This window comes from Variovorax sp. 54 (genome assembly GCF_002754375.1).
GTDB lineage: Bacteria > Pseudomonadota > Gammaproteobacteria > Burkholderiales > Burkholderiaceae_C > Variovorax.
In genome coordinates this window covers 6156407-6174185 of record NZ_PEFF01000001.1, presented here as the reverse complement: position 1 = coordinate 6174185, position 17779 = coordinate 6156407, and the positions used below count along the sequence as shown (strand labels likewise).

General features: G+C 68.1%; 14 protein-coding genes and 1 riboswitch. Of the genes, 12 read left to right on the top strand and 2 right to left on the bottom strand.

Translation table 11 applies throughout. From position 1 onward, the window contains the following. Nucleotides 1-12 precede the first annotated feature (12 nt). Complete coding sequence (locus tag CLU95_RS28240; RefSeq protein ID WP_099796654.1) at nucleotides 13-804, top strand: zinc-dependent peptidase; 792 nt, start codon at nucleotides 13-15, stop codon at nucleotides 802-804. Between the two features lie 84 nt (nucleotides 805-888). On the opposite strand, the gene CLU95_RS28235 is transcribed toward CLU95_RS28240, so the two are convergent. Then, nucleotides 889-3738 (bottom strand): DUF349 domain-containing protein, encoded by a 2850-nt coding sequence (locus tag CLU95_RS28235; RefSeq protein ID WP_099796653.1) that lies wholly within the window; start codon nucleotides 3736-3738, stop codon nucleotides 889-891. Between the two features lie 189 nt (nucleotides 3739-3927). After that, nucleotides 3928-7746: a DUF748 domain-containing protein gene (locus CLU95_RS28230; protein ID WP_099796652.1), complete on the bottom strand. Its 3819-nt coding sequence runs from the start codon at nucleotides 7744-7746 to the stop codon at nucleotides 3928-3930. A 713-nt stretch (nucleotides 7747-8459) separates the two neighbouring features. Between CLU95_RS28230 and CLU95_RS28225 the strand changes: the two genes are divergently transcribed. The 11 genes from CLU95_RS28225 to tolQ all read left to right on the top strand — a co-directional run bounded on the left by CLU95_RS28225 (nucleotide 8460) and on the right by tolQ (nucleotide 17750). Then, nucleotides 8460-9320 (top strand): lytic transglycosylase domain-containing protein, encoded by an 861-nt coding sequence (locus CLU95_RS28225; protein WP_099796651.1) that lies wholly within the window; start codon nucleotides 8460-8462, stop codon nucleotides 9318-9320. Nucleotides 9321-9359: 39 nt separating this feature from the next. After that, a riboswitch (ZMP/ZTP riboswitch) is annotated at nucleotides 9360-9486 on the top strand. 38 nt (nucleotides 9487-9524) lie between these two features. After that, nucleotides 9525-10769: a serine hydroxymethyltransferase gene (gene glyA / locus CLU95_RS28220; protein ID WP_099796650.1), complete on the top strand. Its 1245-nt coding sequence runs from the start codon at nucleotides 9525-9527 to the stop codon at nucleotides 10767-10769. A 39-nt stretch (nucleotides 10770-10808) separates the two neighbouring features. Next, nucleotides 10809-11252, top strand: coding sequence for a transcriptional regulator NrdR (nrdR, locus tag CLU95_RS28215; RefSeq protein ID WP_007836918.1), 444 nt, complete (start codon nucleotides 10809-10811; stop codon nucleotides 11250-11252). A 49-nt stretch (nucleotides 11253-11301) separates the two neighbouring features. Next, entirely contained in the window at nucleotides 11302-12420 is a 1119-nt protein-coding gene (ribD, locus tag CLU95_RS28210; RefSeq protein WP_099796649.1) for a bifunctional diaminohydroxyphosphoribosylaminopyrimidine deaminase/5-amino-6-(5-phosphoribosylamino)uracil reductase RibD, read from the top strand. Nucleotides 12421-12509: 89 nt separating this feature from the next. Continuing rightward, a complete protein-coding gene (locus CLU95_RS28205; RefSeq protein WP_099796648.1) occupies nucleotides 12510-13181 on the top strand; it encodes a riboflavin synthase in 672 nt (223 codons plus the stop codon). Then, nucleotides 13178-14332, top strand: a complete 1155-nt coding sequence (ribBA, locus tag CLU95_RS28200; RefSeq protein WP_099796647.1) for a bifunctional 3,4-dihydroxy-2-butanone-4-phosphate synthase/GTP cyclohydrolase II — start codon at nucleotides 13178-13180, stop codon at nucleotides 14330-14332. Before CLU95_RS28205 ends, ribBA begins: the two co-directional genes overlap by 4 nt. Before the next feature lie 6 nt (nucleotides 14333-14338). Next, nucleotides 14339-14800 carry a 6,7-dimethyl-8-ribityllumazine synthase gene (ribH, locus tag CLU95_RS28195; protein ID WP_099796646.1) on the top strand — a complete coding sequence of 154 codons (462 nt, stop codon included), beginning with the start codon at nucleotides 14339-14341 and terminating at the stop codon, nucleotides 14798-14800. Continuing rightward, a complete protein-coding gene (gene nusB, locus CLU95_RS28190) occupies nucleotides 14797-15327 on the top strand; it encodes a transcription antitermination factor NusB (RefSeq protein WP_099796645.1) in 531 nt (176 codons plus the stop codon). Before ribH ends, nusB begins: the two co-directional genes overlap by 4 nt. Further along, the gene (locus CLU95_RS28185; RefSeq protein WP_099796644.1) at nucleotides 15324-16511 is read left to right on the top strand and encodes a pyridoxal phosphate-dependent aminotransferase; all 1188 of its coding nucleotides are present in this window, start codon (nucleotides 15324-15326) and stop codon (nucleotides 16509-16511) included. The genes nusB and CLU95_RS28185 overlap by 4 nt, the downstream gene beginning before the upstream one ends. A gap of 61 nt (nucleotides 16512-16572) precedes the next feature. Beyond that, nucleotides 16573-17031 (top strand): tol-pal system-associated acyl-CoA thioesterase, encoded by a 459-nt coding sequence (gene ybgC, locus CLU95_RS28180; RefSeq protein ID WP_099796643.1) that lies wholly within the window; start codon nucleotides 16573-16575, stop codon nucleotides 17029-17031. Further along, on the top strand, nucleotides 17028-17750 hold the full coding sequence (gene tolQ / locus CLU95_RS28175) for a protein TolQ (RefSeq protein ID WP_099796642.1): 723 nt from the start codon (nucleotides 17028-17030) through the stop codon (nucleotides 17748-17750). The genes ybgC and tolQ overlap by 4 nt, the downstream gene beginning before the upstream one ends. Nucleotides 17751-17779 lie beyond the last annotated feature (29 nt).

The window sequence follows — 17779 nt, the reverse complement described above, 5'->3', positions numbered from 1 at the left end:
CACCGTCCGCCGATGTTCAAGTGGCTGCGCCGTCTGCGCACCCTGCCCCCGATTCCCGATGCCGCCTGGCGCGCCACGCTTGCGCGCTACGCCTTCCTGGGCGAACTGCCGCCCGCGGAGCAACAACGGCTGCGCATACTCGCGGCCGAGTTCCTGCGTGACAAGGAATTCCATGGCACGCAGGGCTTCGCCATCACCGACGAGGTGGCGCTGGCCGTCGCGGCGCAGGCCGTGCTGCCGGTGCTGCACCTGAAGGACGGGCTCGACTGGTACGACGATTTCGTCGGCATCGTGGTGCACCCGTCCGAAGTGGTGGCACAGCGCAAGGTCGTCGATGACGCGCTGGTCGTGCACGAGTACGAGGAAGTCGTCGCCGGCGAGGCGATGGACCAGGGCCCCGTGATGCTGAGCTGGCAGGACGTGCTCGCGAGCAGCGTGACCAGCGAGGGCGGCTACAACGTCGTGATCCACGAGTTCGCCCACAAGATCGACATGCGCAACGGCATCGCCGACGGCTGCCCGCCGCTGCCGACGGGCTTCATGGGCCGGCGCAGTGCGCGCGAGGCTCGCGCAGCCTGGAGGGCGGTGCTGCAGTCGGCCTACGACGACTTTCGCGAAAAGACCATCCTCGCCGAGCGCTTCGGCGCCGAGCCGCCCTGGCTCGACGACTACGGTGCGACCTCGATCAGCGAATTCTTCGCGGTGGCCTGCGAGGCCTACTTCGTGAACCGGCCGAACTTCGCGCGCGACTTTCCGCAGGTCGTGGCGCTGTTCGACGCCTTCTTTCTTCCAGCGAAGCCCTGAGCAGCCATCGGCGCAGGCAAAGAAAAGGGCGCCTAGCGAGGCGCCCTTTTTCACATGAGCGGCGCATTGCCGCCCTGCCTTCTCTTACTTGCGCAGCAGCGCCTTCAGCGCGTTCTGCAGACGGCGCGCCGTGGTGGCGTCGTGCGCGGCGGCCAGCACCTTGCCGGCGTCCTGGCCCCAGGTCTGGGCCGGCGTCGGGTCGCCGCGCTTCGTCAGCAGCTTGAGCTGCAGCGCGCGGCGTGCGTCGAGCTGCTCGGCGGGCGTCGGCACTTCGGCGGCCATCTCGAGGCGCAGCAGCGCTTCGGCGGCATCACCCACAGCGGCCGTCGGTGCGGTACCCACGGCTTGCGACCACTGGCTGCGCACGGCCGGCGTCACGGCACGGCCCAATTCCTGCACGCTCGGCAGACGGGCGGCGTCGCGCTGCTCCCAGGCGCCGAGCACCTGCGTGAGGGCTTCGCCGTGGGCCTGCGCGGCCAGCTTGCGCAGCGCAAAGTCGGCGCGCTCAAGCGCTTCGCGCTGCGCGCGGAAGGCGGCATCGCCCAGACGCGGGCCGCGGTCTTCACGCGGCGGACGGTCGCCGAAACGGCCACCTCCGCCCGGTGCGCCGCGGTCGCCACCGCGTGCATCGGGACGCGGGCCACCACGGTCGTTCGGACGACCGGGGCCACCGGCACCGGGACGGCCGGCGTCGCGGCGGTCGCCGAAACGGCCCGTGCCGCGAGCGGCCGGTGCGGCTTCGCCCTTCTTGCTGCTGGGCCGGTCGTCGCCACGCATGGCGACCACGGGCTTGGGTGCGGGCTTCGGCGGCGCGGCCGGTGCGACGCTTGCAGCCTCACCCGCTTCGTGCGCGGCGCTGTCGCTGCGGGCCGATGCATCGGCACCGTCTGCGGGGGCGACCAGATCGGGCGCGTCGGCCGATGCCGCCGCGGGTGCGGACGGCGTGGCTTCGGCATCGCTCGAACCCGGCGTCTGCTCGGCGCTTTCGCCGAACTCGGCGGCGGCCTGGCCGGGGGCTTCGACACCGGTCGCGCCGACCGAGGGGCCGTCGCTCGTGGTGGCGGGTGCCGGAGCGGGCGCCGGTGCTTCACCGCGCAGCGCGGCTTCGAGGCCGGCGATGGCGGCGCGGATCTTCTGTGCGTCGCCGCCGGCATTGGCCGCGTCGAGCGCCTTGGACGCATCGAGCACGTAGCGGTCGTGCTCGCTCATGGCCGACGACGCCTTTTCGCGCTCGGCGGTCTTGCGGTTGAAGGCTTCGTCGATGGGCGCGCGGAAGGCGTCCCACAGCTTCTGTTCGTGGCGGCGATCGAGCGGCACGCCCTGCGCCTCGGCCTGCCAGCGCTGCTGCAGCGCCTTGACGGCGTCGATGCGCAGCATAGGCTGGGCACCCAGCTCGGCGGCTTCGGCGATCATGGCCTGGCGACGTTCGACGCTGGCCTTCTGCGCGGTTTCGAACGGGGCACGGGCGGCGCCGAAGGCTTCGTTCCACAGCGGTTGCAGCTCGGCGAACACCTTCTCGCCCACGTGGCCGGCATCGCGCCAGCGGTCGGCGAACTGGTGCAGCGCGCGGTTGTGCGCCTTCAGGTCGGTGGCGCCGGCATGTTCGGCAGCCCAGGCCTTGACCTCTTCGATCAGCGCAACGCGCAAGCCGCGGTGCTCGGCGGCATCGGCGCGCACCTTCTCGAGCCAGGCTTCGACCACCTTGTGGGCTTCGTTGCAGGCTTCGTCGAAACGCTTCCACAGCGCGTGGTTCGGCACGCCGCCCTGGTCGGCCTGCTTCCACTGGTCGCGCAGGGCGCGCAGGGTTTCCTGCATCTTGCGGCCGCCGAGGGCCTGGCCTTCGGGGCGCTTGAGCAGGCCTTCGGCCTTGGCGACGAGGTCTTCGCGGACCTTGTCGGCGCTCCAGCGCTGCCAGCCTTCGAGTTCGCCGGCGGCGACCAATGCGGCATGCACGCGGGCTTCGAGCGGTGCGTCGACCAGCTTGCCATGCTCCTTGAGCACGGCGCGCAGCGCGGCGGCAGCACCGGCACTGGCCTTGCCGTGGCCTTCCGCGGTTTCCTGTTCGAGCTTGGCGAGGGCGGCCTGCACGGCGTCTTGCGCCGCGGCGCGAATGGCCGGGTCGACCTTGGGTGCGGCGGGACGGGCGGGTGCGGCAGCCTTGGGGGCCACCACTTCGCCGCGTGCGGCACGCAGCTCGTCGGCCCAGACGGGCACGGGCGGCAGCGGCGCGGCGGCATCGGCCGCGGCGGCAATCGCCTGCGCCAGCGCGCCGTGGAACGAGTCGGACACCACGAGCAGCTGCGACTTGGAAGCATCGAGCTGCGGTGCGAACTTGGCGTCGAGGCTGTTCCAGTTGGCATCGGCCACGATGTCCGCGGCCTGCTGCTGCCAGTGGGTCACGTCGGCACGCAGCGATTCCTCGGCGGCCTGGGCGTCTTTCCAGCCCTTGGTGGACAGCACTTCAAAGCGCTGTGCCAGCAAGACGGCGGCTTCGCGGTGGACCTGCGCACGGTGCTGCAGGTCTTCGATGCCCTTGACGCGCTCGGCCAGCTGGGCCTTCAGCCCCGCCAGCGGTTCGCGCGACAGCGGCGCGCCGGCCTTGGCGGCGTCACGCTGCCAGGCCAGTGCGTCGGCGATGTTGAGCTTGGACTGCGCCAGCAGCGTCTCGGCCTTCTGCGCCCATTCGGCGGCGATGGCTTCCTGGCCCTTGGCGCGCTTGATTTCGTCGAGCTTTTCGCGCAGCAGGCGCGCGGCGCCCTTGTCGCGGCCGCTCAACTCCTTGAAGACCTCTTGCATCTGCTCGGACGTGGGGTTGCCCGCGAGCCAGTCGCGGATGCGCGCGGAACGCTCGCCCGAGGTTGGCGCGGTGAAGGCGCCACCGGTGAGCGTATCGAGGGCCTGGAGGTCGTGTGGCTTGGAAGAAGTAGAGGTCACTGCGCGAAATCGTTGTCTTGGTAGAGAAAGCGAAGGCGCCGGCAAAGGCCGGCGCACATCGACATTTTCACCCAGTTGGCGAACAGCCCGCCGAATTCCGTATCGGAACCGCGGCGTGCACCGTTCGGCGGGCTGGAAAGGGCCCGCTAGATATATGGCAAGGCAAGGCGAAAAGCCAAGCCCTGCCGGCTATTTCATGGTCAGGCTCAGCTCGGCGCCGGGCTTCCAGTCGGCACCGCTGGCCGTCGTGCGCACGGCCCCCAGGAACAGGCGCTCGCTCGGCAGCTTCTGCGCCAGCAGGTAGTCGCGCACCACGGCGCCACGCTCCACCGCGAGCTGGCGCATCGACTCCTCGTCGACCGGCACGCTGGCCAGGAGCAGGTTTTCCATTTCCTTCACCGGCAGGTCCTTGGCAAGGCCGACCATGTTGCGCGGCTTGGTGATGTCGGAGCGCTTGTAGACGGCCGTCAGCAACTCCGGGTACTCGGCATCGGTCACCGGCGGCACCTCGGTGCCGGTCCCGCCGCCGCGCACGGCGACGCGGCGCTTCTCGGCCTGGGTCAGCTGGCGCAGGCGCTGGCGCTGGTAGGCGTCGCGTTCCTTTTCGAGGCTGGAAGTGCCCACCACGGTCATCTGCAGGGTCGGCCGATCGGTCAGGGCCTTCACGACCTTGTCCAGGCTTTCCTTGGCGCCGGTGCTGAGCGCCGAGCTGCCGGACTCGAAGGTGATGGCGCTCGAATCTCCGCTGCCGCCACCGCCCAGGCCGCCGGTCAGCAGGCTGAACGGCGCGGTCACGGCCTTGACGATCAGGTTGACCACGGCCTTGAAGATCAGCGGGCCGATGCTGAATTGCGGGTCGTTGAGCGAGCCGCTGAGGGGCAGGTCGACGTCGATCACGCCGTTGCGGTCGGCCAGCAGGGTCACGGCCAGGCGCACAGGCAGGCTGTTGGGTGCGCCGGCCACTTCGTCGCCGAACTTCAGCTGGTTGAGCACCAGCTTGTTGGTGGCGGTGAGCTGGCCGTCGGGCGCGATCTTGTAGTTGACGTCCATGCTCATCTTGCCGCGCTCGATGCCGTGGCCCGCGTAGCGCACCGAGTACGGCGACAGCGGCGCGAGGTCGAGGTCGCGCATCTTGGCGGTGATGTCGAGTTCGAGCGGCTTGGCCAGCGGGTTGAGCTTGCCGGTGATTTCGAGCGCCGCGGTCTGCTGCGCCTTGCCGCGCAGTTCGAGGTCGGCCAGCGCCGGACGGCCGCCCTGCCCGTTCGGCGGGTTCGACGAGAACGAACTGAGCTTGCCGGTCAGCTCGCTCAGGTCGGCCGAATAGTTGGGCTTGACGAACAGGTCGGTGAAGTCGATCTTGCCGTTGACCAGGCTCATCGGACCGAAGTTGATGACCGGCGTGGGGCCGCTGTCGGCCGCGGGCGCGGCAGCCACCACCGGGGCGGGTGCGGCCGGCGCGGCGTCGGGTGCGCCGCCGACCATGGCCTCGGCCGACACCGGCGCGCCGCCCGAAGCCCGCTGCGGCGCCGAGGCCGGCGCGCGGGTCGTGGTGGTCGTGCCGCCCGGGCCCTTCTTCGTACTGGCTTCGGTGGCGGCAGCAGCGGCGGCCTTCGACGCTTCCTCGCCCTTCTTGGTCAGGCTCAGCAGGTTGAGGCGGCCGGTGGGGTCGACGATCACGCGGGCGAAAAAGTCGGTCAGCGTGGTTTCGCGCACATCCACGGTCGGGGCGGCGTTGGGCGCCAGGCTGACCTGCAGACCGCGCAGGCTCAGCGTCTTCCAGCTCAGCAACTGGCTGTTGCTGCGGTCGAAGCCCGGCGACTGGGTCAGCGAGACGCTGTTGGCGCGGAAGTCGTCCAGTGCGGTGTCGCCCGCCAGCTTGACGCTCATGCCGGCCGGCGCGGTCGCATAGCGCACCGTGCCGCGATAGCTCGCGAAGGCGCGGCGGATGTCGACATTGAGCGCGTCGGCGTAGTAGGCCTTGAAGGCATGCGCCGGGAACGACGCCACCTCGAGCCGGCCCTCGGCCGCCAGCGGCTTGAGCACGACGGTGCCCTTGTAGTCGAAGCGCCCCGGGTCCGCGCGGCGGCCCGCACCGATGCGGCCCGACACCTGCAGCGGCGAGACGGTGTTGGTGTCGGGTGCGATCTTCTGGGCGTGCAGCTTGAAGGCCGTGACCTCGATCGCCACCGGCGCCGAGCCGGCCTTGTCCGCATACGACAGGCTGCCGTTGTCCACGGCCAGCGTGCCCAGGGTCAGCGCCCAGGGCTTGGTGTTGGCGCTGTTGGGGCGCGCCGCGCCGGCGTCGGCCGGCTTGGGCGCCGCCACCTTGGCGCCGCCGGCCGGGGTCTTGAGCCAGCGCTCGAACATCCAGCGCTTCTCGTTGTCGCGCTCGACGCTCACCTTGGGGTTGGTCGCGGTGAACGACGCGATGTTCAAGGTGTGCCTGGTCATGTCGACCTCGGCATCGACCAGCTCGAAACGGCCGACGCTGGCCAGCGCGGTCTTGGCCTGGGTCAGCGCCAGGCCATCGGCGGCCAGGCGGCGCGCCTTGAACTTCAGGTCGGGCTGGGCCCAGGACACGTCGATCTGGCCGCTGAGCTTGCCGTCGAGCGTGGGCTCCAGGCTCTGCGCCAGGTACGGCGCGGCCAGCGACAGCGGCAGCGCCTCGACCTCGGTCTGCACGTCGGCGACCTTGTCGGTCGCGGTGCCCTTGAACTTCAGCGTGGCACCGGCAACGGCGGTGCTGCCGTCGAACTGCGCGGGCTTTTCCATGGGCCAGGTGACGGCCGTGAGGTTGATCCCGAGGTCGGTGAGGTCGATGGACGCGCCGGGCTTGACGGTCTCGTCGCGCCAGCCGATGCGTCCGCCGCCGAGCGCGATCTTGTCGACCTGCACCTTGAGCTTGGGCTTCTCGGCCGCCGGCTTGCCGCCCGGGGCACTGGCCGCGGGCGTGGGCAGCGGCGCCGCCTTTTCGGCCGCGCCGGTCGCGGGGTTCGTGGCCATCAGGTTGAGCTGGCCGGCGGCATCGCGCGCCACCACCAGCTGCGGCTTGGTCAGCGCGACCTCGCTCAGGTGGAACACGGACTCCAGTGGTCGCACGTCGGCCAGTGCCAGCTTGAGCGAGTCGAAAGCCAACAGGTCACGTCCGCGGGCGTCGCCCAGCTTGGCGCCGTGGGCCTCGACGGTGCCGGTGATCTTCAGGCCGATGGTGCCGGTCTGCTGGAAATCGATCTTCAGGTCGGCGTCGAGGCTGCCGGCCTGCAGCTTCACCGGCAGGCCGCCCGGGATGTAGCCCAGGTACGGCACGAGGTCGAGCCCCTTGAACTGCACGTGGGCGTCGGTCTTGCGGCTTTGTGCGAACGGGGTCGTGAAGGCGGCCGAGTCGAACTGGCTGCCGTTGAGCATGAAGGCCAGCTTGGGCTCGGTCTTGATCTCGCGCTGGGACGCGAGGTTGCTCAGGAACGGCACATTCAGCATGAAGCCGAGCAGCTCGTGCCGGCGCTTGACGGTCTGGTCGTCGAAATCGACCGCGCCGTCCTTGATCGAGATGTTGTAGATCGCAAAGCGCGCGGGCTCGGCCTTCGGGTCGGGCGGTGGGCCCGAGGACAGCTTGGCCAGGATGTCGTCGATGTCGTACTTGCCGTCGGCCTGGTGCGTGAGCAGCACCGCGGGCGCCTCGACCGTCACCGCGTCGATCACCGGCGCGAGGCGGAACAGCGACTGCAGTTCGGCATCGGCATAGATGCGCTTGATGGCCACCTGCGGCTGCTTGCCGTCGGCGGTGGCAATGCGCAGGTCATTCAGTGCGAGTTCGAGCGTCCAGGGCTTGAAGTCGATCTTGCCGACAGTGACCTGCCGGCCCAATTTTTCGCTCGCGATCTTCTGGAGCTGGCTCTTGGCAATTGGCGGCACCGCCAGCCAGGCGATGACCCACAAGGCCAACAACACCAGCAACGCGACAACCCCACGCCGCACCCATTTGTTTTGTTTGATCGAAGCAGCATCCATCCGCAGAAGTGTGCCGCAAACAGATGCCAACAAAGTCTAAGGAAACGTGAATGCGTTCTCTTTTGGCGAGGCATTGCGAGGCCCGCGCGGCCCTCGACAGGATCGGTAGGCCGAAAGTGTGAACGCCACAAACAAGAAAGCCCGGTGAGTCGACGGAAGTGTCTTGTCACCGGGCTTGATGGCGGGCTCAAAACCCATGCCATCGATTCGCGCGACCGGAAGTAATGGTTCCCGCCGTGCTGGCAGCAAGAGATTGCCGCCGTGGAGTCCTCCATCGTTCGAGTCCTTGACTTGCACCTCGGACTGCCTGACTTCGGAAAAACGCCTGAAACCTCAGGCCCGTTCAGATTAGGCGTCCCTCCCTTCCTTTGCAAATGTCTTTTTCCAAGGGATTTCCCGTAGGCGTGTGCCCCCTGGAGCCCCCTCGGACGAGGGGATTCTTCAAGCACTTATTAACATATGAAACCAAATCCTTATGCTTGACCGTGTATTTAGCCACGCTAGAATCCGCCTGCCCTCGCTGCTGGACGCAGCAGGGCCTCCCTGAATCCGCTGCCGAATTCCACCGGCGTGATCAGGCCGCCGCGCTCCTTACCCCCACAACCTCCATGCGCGGAGCCTGATTCGTACATACCAATCCAAGCGCCGTTGCCTTCATCCATCGCCCTTTCCGGCGCTGCATGCCAGGTGCCGCACAGAAAGGAAAAAAAGCGATGAGCAAGGCGTTTGATGCCACAGCCCGCGGGCTACGGACCTTCGTGTCCGATGTGGCAGACGGCTTTTTTGAAATCACCCACAACGGGTTTGCACTGGTCGGTCTGGCCATCGTGTTCGCGGCCCTCGCCCTCGTGGCGCGGCCCGATCTGCGCAAGACCGGCGAGGAACAACTGATGGGCTGGCTGCAGTCGCGCAAGCCCGCGCCCGAAGCCACCGACCTCGAGCCGACCGCCATCGAGCGCACCACGGCCGCGAGCCCCGACGAGCTGCCCAAGCAGCAGGCGGCGGTGGCTTACTGGCTCAGCAAGAAGTACCGCGTCGCGGCCGAGCCGCTGAGCGTGCTGGTCTCCGAGGCCTACCAAATCGGCAAGCGCACCAAGCTCGACCCGACGCTGATCCTGGCCATCATGGCCATCGAGTCCAGCTTCAACCCGTTCGCGCAAAGCCACGTCGGCGCCCAGGGCCTGATGCAGGTCATGACTCGCGTGCACGGCGACAAGTACGAAAGCGCGGGCGGCACGCTCACCGCCTTCGACCCCGTGACCAACATGCGCGTCGGCGTGAAGGTGCTGCAGGAATGCATCGCCCGCGCCGGCTCGCTCGAAGGCGGCCTGCGCTACTACGTGGGCGCCGCCAACCTCGACGACGACGGCGGCTATGCCGCCAAGGTGCTGGCCGAGCACGAGCGCCTGCGTCAGGTTGCAGCCGGCCGTGCGCCGTCGACGATGGTCGTGCCGCCGCCGACCACGGCGCGCGCACAGCCGATCCCGGTCGTGGCACCTGCCAAGCCGGCGCGTGAAGAACCCGCCACCGGCAGCGAGCCGGCCAAGGTCGCCCTGCTCTCCGCAGTTTCCTGAAGCCCTGCGGCCCGGAAGCCTCCGGGCCTGCGCTACACTCGGCCTGTACGCGACTGGCGATAGGCGCAGCACCCTGAAAAAGGTGCCACGCGCTGACGTGGAATACCACTGGGAAGCGTGCCGCCTGACCACAACAGGCGTTCAGCCGTTCGCCTGGGCAGCCCTTGTTTGGTTGAACAAGGACCTCGTCTTCAAAGGACTGCCATGTACCAACGCAACATCCTGGTCGAACAGACCGATCCCGAAATCTGGGCCGCGATTCAAGCCGAAAACGCGCGCCAGGAACACCACATCGAGCTGATCGCCAGCGAGAACTACGCCTCGCCGGCCGTCATGCAGGCCCAGGGCTCGCAGCTCACCAACAAGTACGCCGAAGGCTACCCGGGCAAGCGCTACTACGGCGGCTGTGAACACGTCGACGTGGCCGAGCAACTGGCCATCGACCGCGTCAAGCAGATATTCGGTGCCGATGCCGCCAACGTGCAGCCGCATTGCGGCGCCTCGGCCAACGAAGCCGTGATGCTCGCCTTCCTGAAGCCCGGCGACACCATCATGGGCATGAGCCTGGCCGAAGGCGGCCACCTGACCCACGGCATGCCTCTCAACATGAGCGGCAAGTGGTTCAACGTGGTGAGCTACGGCCTGGACGCCAACGAAGCCATCGACTACGACGCAATGGAACGCAAGGCGCATGAGCACATGCCCAAGCTGATCATTGCAGGCGCCTCGGCCTACTCGCTGCACATCGACTTCGAGCGCTTCGCCAAGGTGGCCAAGGACGTCGGCGCGATCTTCATGGTCGACATCGCCCATTACGCAGGCCTCGTGGCTGCGGGCGTGTACCCCAACCCGGTGCCGCACGCCGACATCGTGACCTCGACCACGCACAAGAGCCTGCGCGGCCCGCGCGGCGGCATCATTTTGATGAAGTCGCAGCACGAGAAGGCGATCAACAGCGCCATCTTCCCCGGCCTGCAAGGCGGCCCGCTGATGCACGTGATTGCCGCCAAGGCCGTCGCGTTCAAGGAAGCCATGACGCCCGAGTTCAAGGCCTACCAGCAACAGGTGGTCAAGAACGCCCAGATCGTGGCCGACACCCTCATTGAGCGCGGCCTGCGCATCGTGAGCGGACGCACCGAAAGCCACGTCATGCTGGTCGACCTGCGCGCCAAGGGCATCACCGGCAAGGAAGCCGAAGCCGTGCTGGGCGCCGCCCACATGACGATCAACAAGAACGCGATCCCCAACGACCCGGAAAAGCCGATGGTCACCAGCGGCGTGCGCATCGGCACCCCCGCCATGACCACGCGCGGTTTCAAGGACGAAGAGGCCCGCATCACGGCGAACCTGGTGGCCGACGTGCTCGAGAACCCGCGCGACGCGGCGAACATCGACGCGGTGCGCGCCAAGGTTCACGCCTTGACGAGCCGCTTCCCTGTCTACCGTTGATTTCGTAGCAAATAACAGAAGAAGAGAAGCACTGGCCGCATGAAATGCCCTTTTTGCGGTCATCTCGAAACGCAGGTCGTCGAGACCCGCGTTTCGGAAGACGCCGACTTCGTCCGCAGGCGCCGCCAGTGCAGCGCCTGCGACAAGCGCTTCACCACGTATGAGCGCCCGGACGTCAACTTCCCCGTCGTGGTCAAGAAGGACGGCAGCCGCGCCGACTTCGACTCGACCAAGGTCCGCGCCTCGATGATGCTAGCGCTGCGCAAGCGCCCCGTGAGCATCGAGCAGATCGACAACGCCCTGCTGCGCATCGAGCAGAAGCTGCTGGCCAGCGGCCTGCGCGAAATCGATTCGACCAAGGTCGGCGAACTCGTGATGCGTGAACTCAAGAAACTCGACAAGGTCGCCTACGTGCGCTTTGCCTCGGTGTACCGCAGCTTCGAGGACGTGGACGAGTTCCGGCAGCTGCTGCGCGACATCTGAGCGGGGCGCCGCCTCGCGCCGCCCTCGCCCTTTTTCCCGCTTCGCTCCCATGCCCTCCTCCGAACACATCGCAACCGCTCTGCGGCTCGCCGCCTCCGCGATCCGCCTGACCGACCCGAACCCGCGCGTCGGGTGCGTGCTCTGCGACGCCGAAGGCCGTGTGATCGGCCAGGGCCACACCCAACAAGCCGGCGGCCCACACGCCGAGGTGATGGCGCTGCGCGACGCGCAGGCCCAGGGCCATTCGACCGCGGGCGCCACCGCCTACGTCACGCTCGAACCCTGCTCCCACCACGGCCGCACCGGCCCCTGCTGCGACGCACTCGTCGCCGCCGGCGTGCGTCGCGTCGTGGCCTCGCTGGCCGATCCGAATCCGCTCGTGGCGGGACAGGGCTTCGCGCGACTGCGTGCGGCGGGCGTCGAGGTCGAAGTCGGACCGGGCGCGGAGGAATCCCGCGAGCTCAACATCGGCTTCTTCAGCCGCATGGTCCGCAAGCAGCCCTGGGTTCGCATGAAGATTGCGGCCTCGCTCGACGGCCGCACCGGCCTGCAGAACGGCGTGAGCCAGTGGATCACCGGCGAGGCCGCGCGCACCGACGGCCATGCCTGGCGGGCCCGCACCGGCGCCATGCTGACCGGTGTCGGCACGCTGCTCGAAGACAACCCGCGCCTGGACGTGCGCCTGGTCGACACGCCGCGCCAGCCGCACCTCGTCGTGGTCGACAGCCACCTCCAGACCTCGCCCGACGCTCACATTTTCATAGCTGGCCGCGCTGTCTGGATCTACGCTGCCAGCCGGCACAACGAAGAAAAGGCGGCCGCGCTCGAAGCCCGCGGCGCCACCATCACCTGCCTGCCCAACCTGCACGGCAAGGTCGACCTGCCCGCGATGCTCCAGGACCTCGCGGCGCGCGGCGTCAATGAGCTGCACGTCGAATCGGGCCACAAGCTCAACGGCTCGCTGCTGCGCGAAGGCTGCGTGGACGAGCTGCTGGTGTACCTGGCCCCCAAGCTGATCGGCAGCGGGCTCGACATCGCCAGCCACCTGCATGCCGACGGCCCGCTCACCTCGCTGACCGGCGCTCTGCCGCTCGAATTCCAGTCGGTGGACATGCTCGGGCCCGACCTGCGCATCGTCGCACGCGTTGCCGGCCGCGACCGCTTCTGAGCCGCCGCCGCGGCGGCGCGGCACATTCGCCGCCGCAACAAACCGGCCCTTCGGGCCGAAGACCCCTCGATGTCTGCGAAAATGTGCGAATGTTCACCGGAATCATCACCGGCGTGGGGCGCATCGCCGCCATCCACGACCTCGGCACCTCCTCCTCCTACGGCAAGCGACTCAGCATCGAGGTGCCCGACGGCTACCTCGACGACGTCGGGCTCGGCGACAGCATCGCGCTCAACGGCGCCTGCATGACGGTCACCACGCTCGCACCTGAACGCGGGCAATTCACCATCGACATTTCCGCGGAGTCCCTCGACAAGACGGCCGGCCTGACCGACGAAGGCAGCCGCATCAACCTCGAGAAGGCCCTGCGAGCGAGCGACCGCCTCGGCGGCCACATCGTCTCGGGCCACGTGGACGGCATCGGCCACGTGAGCTTCTTCGCGCCGGTCGGCGAAAGCTGGGAGCTGCGCGTGGTCGCACCGCCCGCGCTCGCACGCTTCCTGGCCTACAAAGGCTCCATCACCATCAACGGCGTGAGTCTCACGGTCAACACCGTGGCCGACATTGCCGACGGCGCCGAGGTCAGCATCAACCTGATCCCGCACACCGTGGAAAACACCTCCCTCGGCGGCCTGAAAACCGGCTCGAAGGTCAACCTCGAAATCGACACCGTGGCGCGCTACGTGGAGCGCATGCTTCAGGCCGGCATGCTCACCCCCTCTTTGACGTCTCCCACGTCTCCCAAGGACACTTCGAAATGAACGCCTCCGTCACGCCGATCGGCGCCTCGCGCGCCGACCGTGCACCCGCACCGATCTCCCCGGTCGAAGACATCGTGGCCGAACTGGCCGCCGGCCGCATGGTCATCCTCGTGGACGAGGAAGACCGCGAGAACGAAGGCGACATCGTCATCGCCGCCGATCACATCACCGCCGAATCCATCAACTTCATGGCACGCCACGCGCGCGGCCTGATCTGCCTCACGCTCTCGCGCGAGATGTGCGAGCGGCTGCAGCTGCCGCCGATGGTCCAGCGCAACGGCGCCAAGCACTCGACCGCCTTCACCGTCTCCATCGAGGCGGCCGAAGGCGTGACCACCGGCATCTCGGCCGCCGACCGCGCGCGCACCGTGCAGGCCGCCGTGGCGCGCAACGCCGTGGCCGCCGACCTCGTGCAGCCCGGCCACATCTTCCCGCTGCAGGCGGTGGACGGCGGCGTGCTCATGCGCGCCGGCCACACCGAAGCCGGCTGCGACCTCGCCGCCATGGCCGGCTGCTCGCCCGCCTCGGTGATCTGCGAAGTGATGAACGAAGACGGCACGATGGCCCGCCTGCCCGACCTGCAGATCTTCGCGGCCGAGCACGGCCTCAAGATCGGCACCATCGCCGCGCTCATCGAGCACCGCAGCCGCGTCGAATCGCTGGTCGAAAAAGTCGGTTGCCGCGAGATCCAGACCAACTGGGGCACCTTCACGGCCCACGCCTTCATCGACAAGCCCAGCCGCGGCGTGCACCTGGCGCTGGTGCGCGGCCAGTGGGCGCCCGAAGACACGGTGTCGGTGCGCGTGCACGAGCCGCTGTCGGTGCTCGACGCGCTCGAGGTCAACCGCCCGATGCACTCCTGGAGCCTGGACGCCAGCCTTTCGCACATCGCGAACGAAGGCAAGGGCGTGGCCGTGCTGCTGAACTGCGGCGAAAGCGCGGCCGAGCTGCTGTCGCAGTTCGACGGCACCGCGCGCCCGGCGCAAGCCCCCGAGCGCGGCCGCATGGACCTGCGCAACTACGGCATCGGCGCGCAGATCCTGCGCGAATGCGGTGTGCACAAGATGAACCTGCTCGGCGCGCCGCGTCGCATGCCGAGCATGGCCGCCGGCTTCGGCCTCGAAATCGCCGGTTACCTCACGAAAGACTGAACGACCATGCAAGGTTCAAACAAGGGCGCGACCACGCTCAACGGCAAGGGTCTGCGCATCGGCATCGTGCAGGCGCGCTTCAACGCCGACATCACAGACGCACTGGCCACGGCCTGCCTGTCGGAGCTCGAAGCGCTCGGCGTGACCGCGTCCGACATCCATCACGTGCAGGTGCCCGGTGCGCTCGAAGTGCCGGTGGCGCTGCAGGCGCTTGCCGAGCGCGGCGGCTACCACGCGCTCGTGGCGCTGGGCTGCATCATCCGCGGCGAGACCTACCACTTCGAACTGGTGGCCAACGAATCGGGCGCGAGCGTGAGCCGCGTCGCACTCGACTACCGCCTGCCCATCGCCAACGCGATCCTCACGACCGAAAACCTCGAACAGGCCGTCGCCCGCCAGACCGACAAGGGCCGCGACGCAGCCCAGGTGGCGGTCGAGATGGCACAACTGCTGGCCACCCTTTCATGACCGAAGACACCTCCAAGTCCGCCAAATCCCGCCAGTCGCGCACCGGCCTCACGAGCACGGGCGTTCGCAAGGCCGCGGCCAAGTCAAACCGCAGCCGCGCGCGCGAGTTCGCGCTGCAGGCGCTCTACCAGCACCTGGTGGGCCGCAACGACCCGACCGACATCGACCACTTCACGCGCGACCTCGCGGGCTTCCACAAGGCCGACGCGGCGCACTACGACGCGCTGCTGCACGGCTCGATCAACGGCGCCGAGCAGCTCGACGCGCTGATCCTGCCGCTGCTGGACCGCAAGTTCACCGAAATCTCGCCCATCGAACACGCCGTGATGTGGATCGGCGTGTACGAGTTCCAGAACTGCCCCGACGTGCCGTGGCGCGTGGTGCTGAACGAGTGCATCGAACTCGCCAAGGAATTCGGCGGCACCGACGGCCACAAGTACGTGAACGCGGTGCTCAACGGCCTGGCGCCGCAGCTGCGTCCGCTCGAAGTGGAAGCCGACCGGGCGTCGGGCAAGGCGCGTCCATGAGGATCTCGACGCGCGCGCAGCGCATCGAACCGTTTTACGTGATGGAGGTGGCGAAAGCCGCCGGTGTGCTCGCCCGCGAAGTGGCCCACACCGACCGTCCGATGATCTTCCTGAACATCGGCGAGCCTGACTTCACCGCCCCGCCGCTCGTGCAGGAAGCCGCCGCCCGCGCCGTGCGCGCCGGCGCCACGCAGTACACGCAGGCCACCGGCCTGGACCACCTGCGCGAACGCATCAGCGGCTGGTACAAGCAGCGCTTCAACGTCGACGTGCCGGCCCGCCGCATCGTCGTCACGGCCGGCGCCTCGGCTGCGCTGCAGCTGGCCTGCCTCGCGCTCATCGAATCGGGCGACGAGATCCTGCTGCCCGACCCGAGCTACCCCTGCAACCGCCACTTCGTGAGCGCTGCAGACGGCAAGGCCGTGCTGGTGCCGACCACGGCCGAAGAGCGCTTTCAGCTCACCGCCGCCAAGGTCGAGGCCGCGTGGACCGACAAGACACGCGGCGTGTTGCTGGCCTCGCCCTCGAACCCGACCGGCACCTCGATTGCGCCCGACGAGCTGCGCCGCATCCACGAGGTGGTGTCGCAGCGCGGCGGCATCACGCTGATCGACGAGATCTACCTTGGCCTCTCGTACGACGACGCCTTCGGGCAGACCGCACTGGCCATCGACGACAACGTCATCAGCATCAACAGCTTCAGCAAGTACTTCAACATGACCGGCTGGCGCCTCGGCTGGCTGGTGGTGCCCGAAGTGCTGGTGCCGGTGGTCGAGCGCCTGGCGCAGAACCTCTTCATCTGCGCGAGCACGGTGTCGCAGTACGCCGCGCTGGCCTGCTTCGAGGCCGAGAGCATCGCCGAGTACGAACGCCGCCGCGCCGAGTTCAAGGCGCGCCGCGACTGGTTCATTCCGCAACTGAACGCCCTGGGCCTGAACGTGCCCGTGGTGCCCGACGGTGCGTTCTACGCCTGGGCCGACTGCACCAGCGTGGCCGACAAGCTCGGCATCTCGGGCAGCTGGGACTTCGCCTTCGAAACCATGAAGCGCGCCCACCTGGCCGTGACACCCGGCCGCGACTTCGGCACGGCAGAGACCGCGAAGTTCGTGCGCTTCTCCACCGCCAGTTCGATGGCGCACCTGCAGGAAGCGGTCGAGCGCCTGCGGGCCATGATCGCGCAATGAGCGTAGCGCCGGGCCGCCCCAAGCAAGCTCGCCCCGCAGTGCGAAGCACGGAGGCATGCCAGTGACTTTCGAGTTTCCCATTCGCGTTTACTGGGAAGACACCGACGCCGGCGGCATCGTGTTCTATGCCAACTACCTGAAGTTCATGGAGCGCGGGCGCACCGAGTGGCTGCGCTCCCTGGGCGTCGAGCAGCGCAAGCTCAAGGAAGCCACCGGCGGCCAGTTCGTGGTGAGCGAAACGCAGCTCAAATACCATCGGCCCTCGCGGCTGGACGACGAACTGCTGGTTACAGCCGAACTCCGACAATTGGGCACTGCGTCGTTGACAATCGGTCAGCGCGTGCTATCAAAGACAGAGCAAGAGCGCACCGGCGCTGCGGCACCGGTCTTGCTGTGCGAAGGCACGATCCGCATCGGCTGGGTGGACGCCGCCACCTTGCGCCCTGCGCGCATTCCGGCCCAAGTTTCGGGAACCCTCGAGCACTCCAGCGGCTCCATGATTCAACCTTTCAAGCCATGAACCAAGATCTCTCCATCATCAATCTCCTGCTCCACGCCAGCTTCGTGGTGCAACTGGTCGTGCTGCTGCTGGTGATCGTGTCGGTCGCCAGCTGGGCCGCCATCATCCGCAAGTACTTTTCCCTCAAGCGCATCCGTGTGCTCAATGAAGACTTCGAGCGCGAGTTCTGGTCGGGCACCAGCCTGAACGAGCTGTTCGCCTCGGCCGCACAAAACGCCAAGTTCGCCGGCCCCATGGAGCGCATCTTTGCCTCCGGCATGCGCGAGTACCAGAAGCTGCGCGAGCGCCACGTGACCGATGCGCCCACGTTGCTCGACGGCGCCCGCCGCGCCATGCGCGCGAGCTTCCAGCGCGAGCTGGATGCGGCCGAGCAGAACCTGTCGTTCCTGGCCACCGTCGGTTCGGTGTCGCCGTACGTGGGCCTGTTCGGCACGGTCTGGGGGATCATGCATGCCTTCACCGGCCTGGCCGCCCTCACGCAGGTGACGCTGGCCACCGTGGCGCCCGGCATTGCCGAAGCGCTGGTGGCCACGGCCATCGGCCTGTTCGCCGCCATTCCCGCGGTGGTCGGCTACAACCGCTTCGCGCGCGAGATCGACAAGATCGCCATCGCCCTGGAGACCTACATCGAAGAGTTCTCCAACATCCTGCAGCGCAACCTCTCGGCCAACCCCGGCGCCGTGACGCCCGCCGCCTCGGTCACCGCCGCGAACCGCTGAAGAGCGGCGCGCACAAGACAAAGGACGCG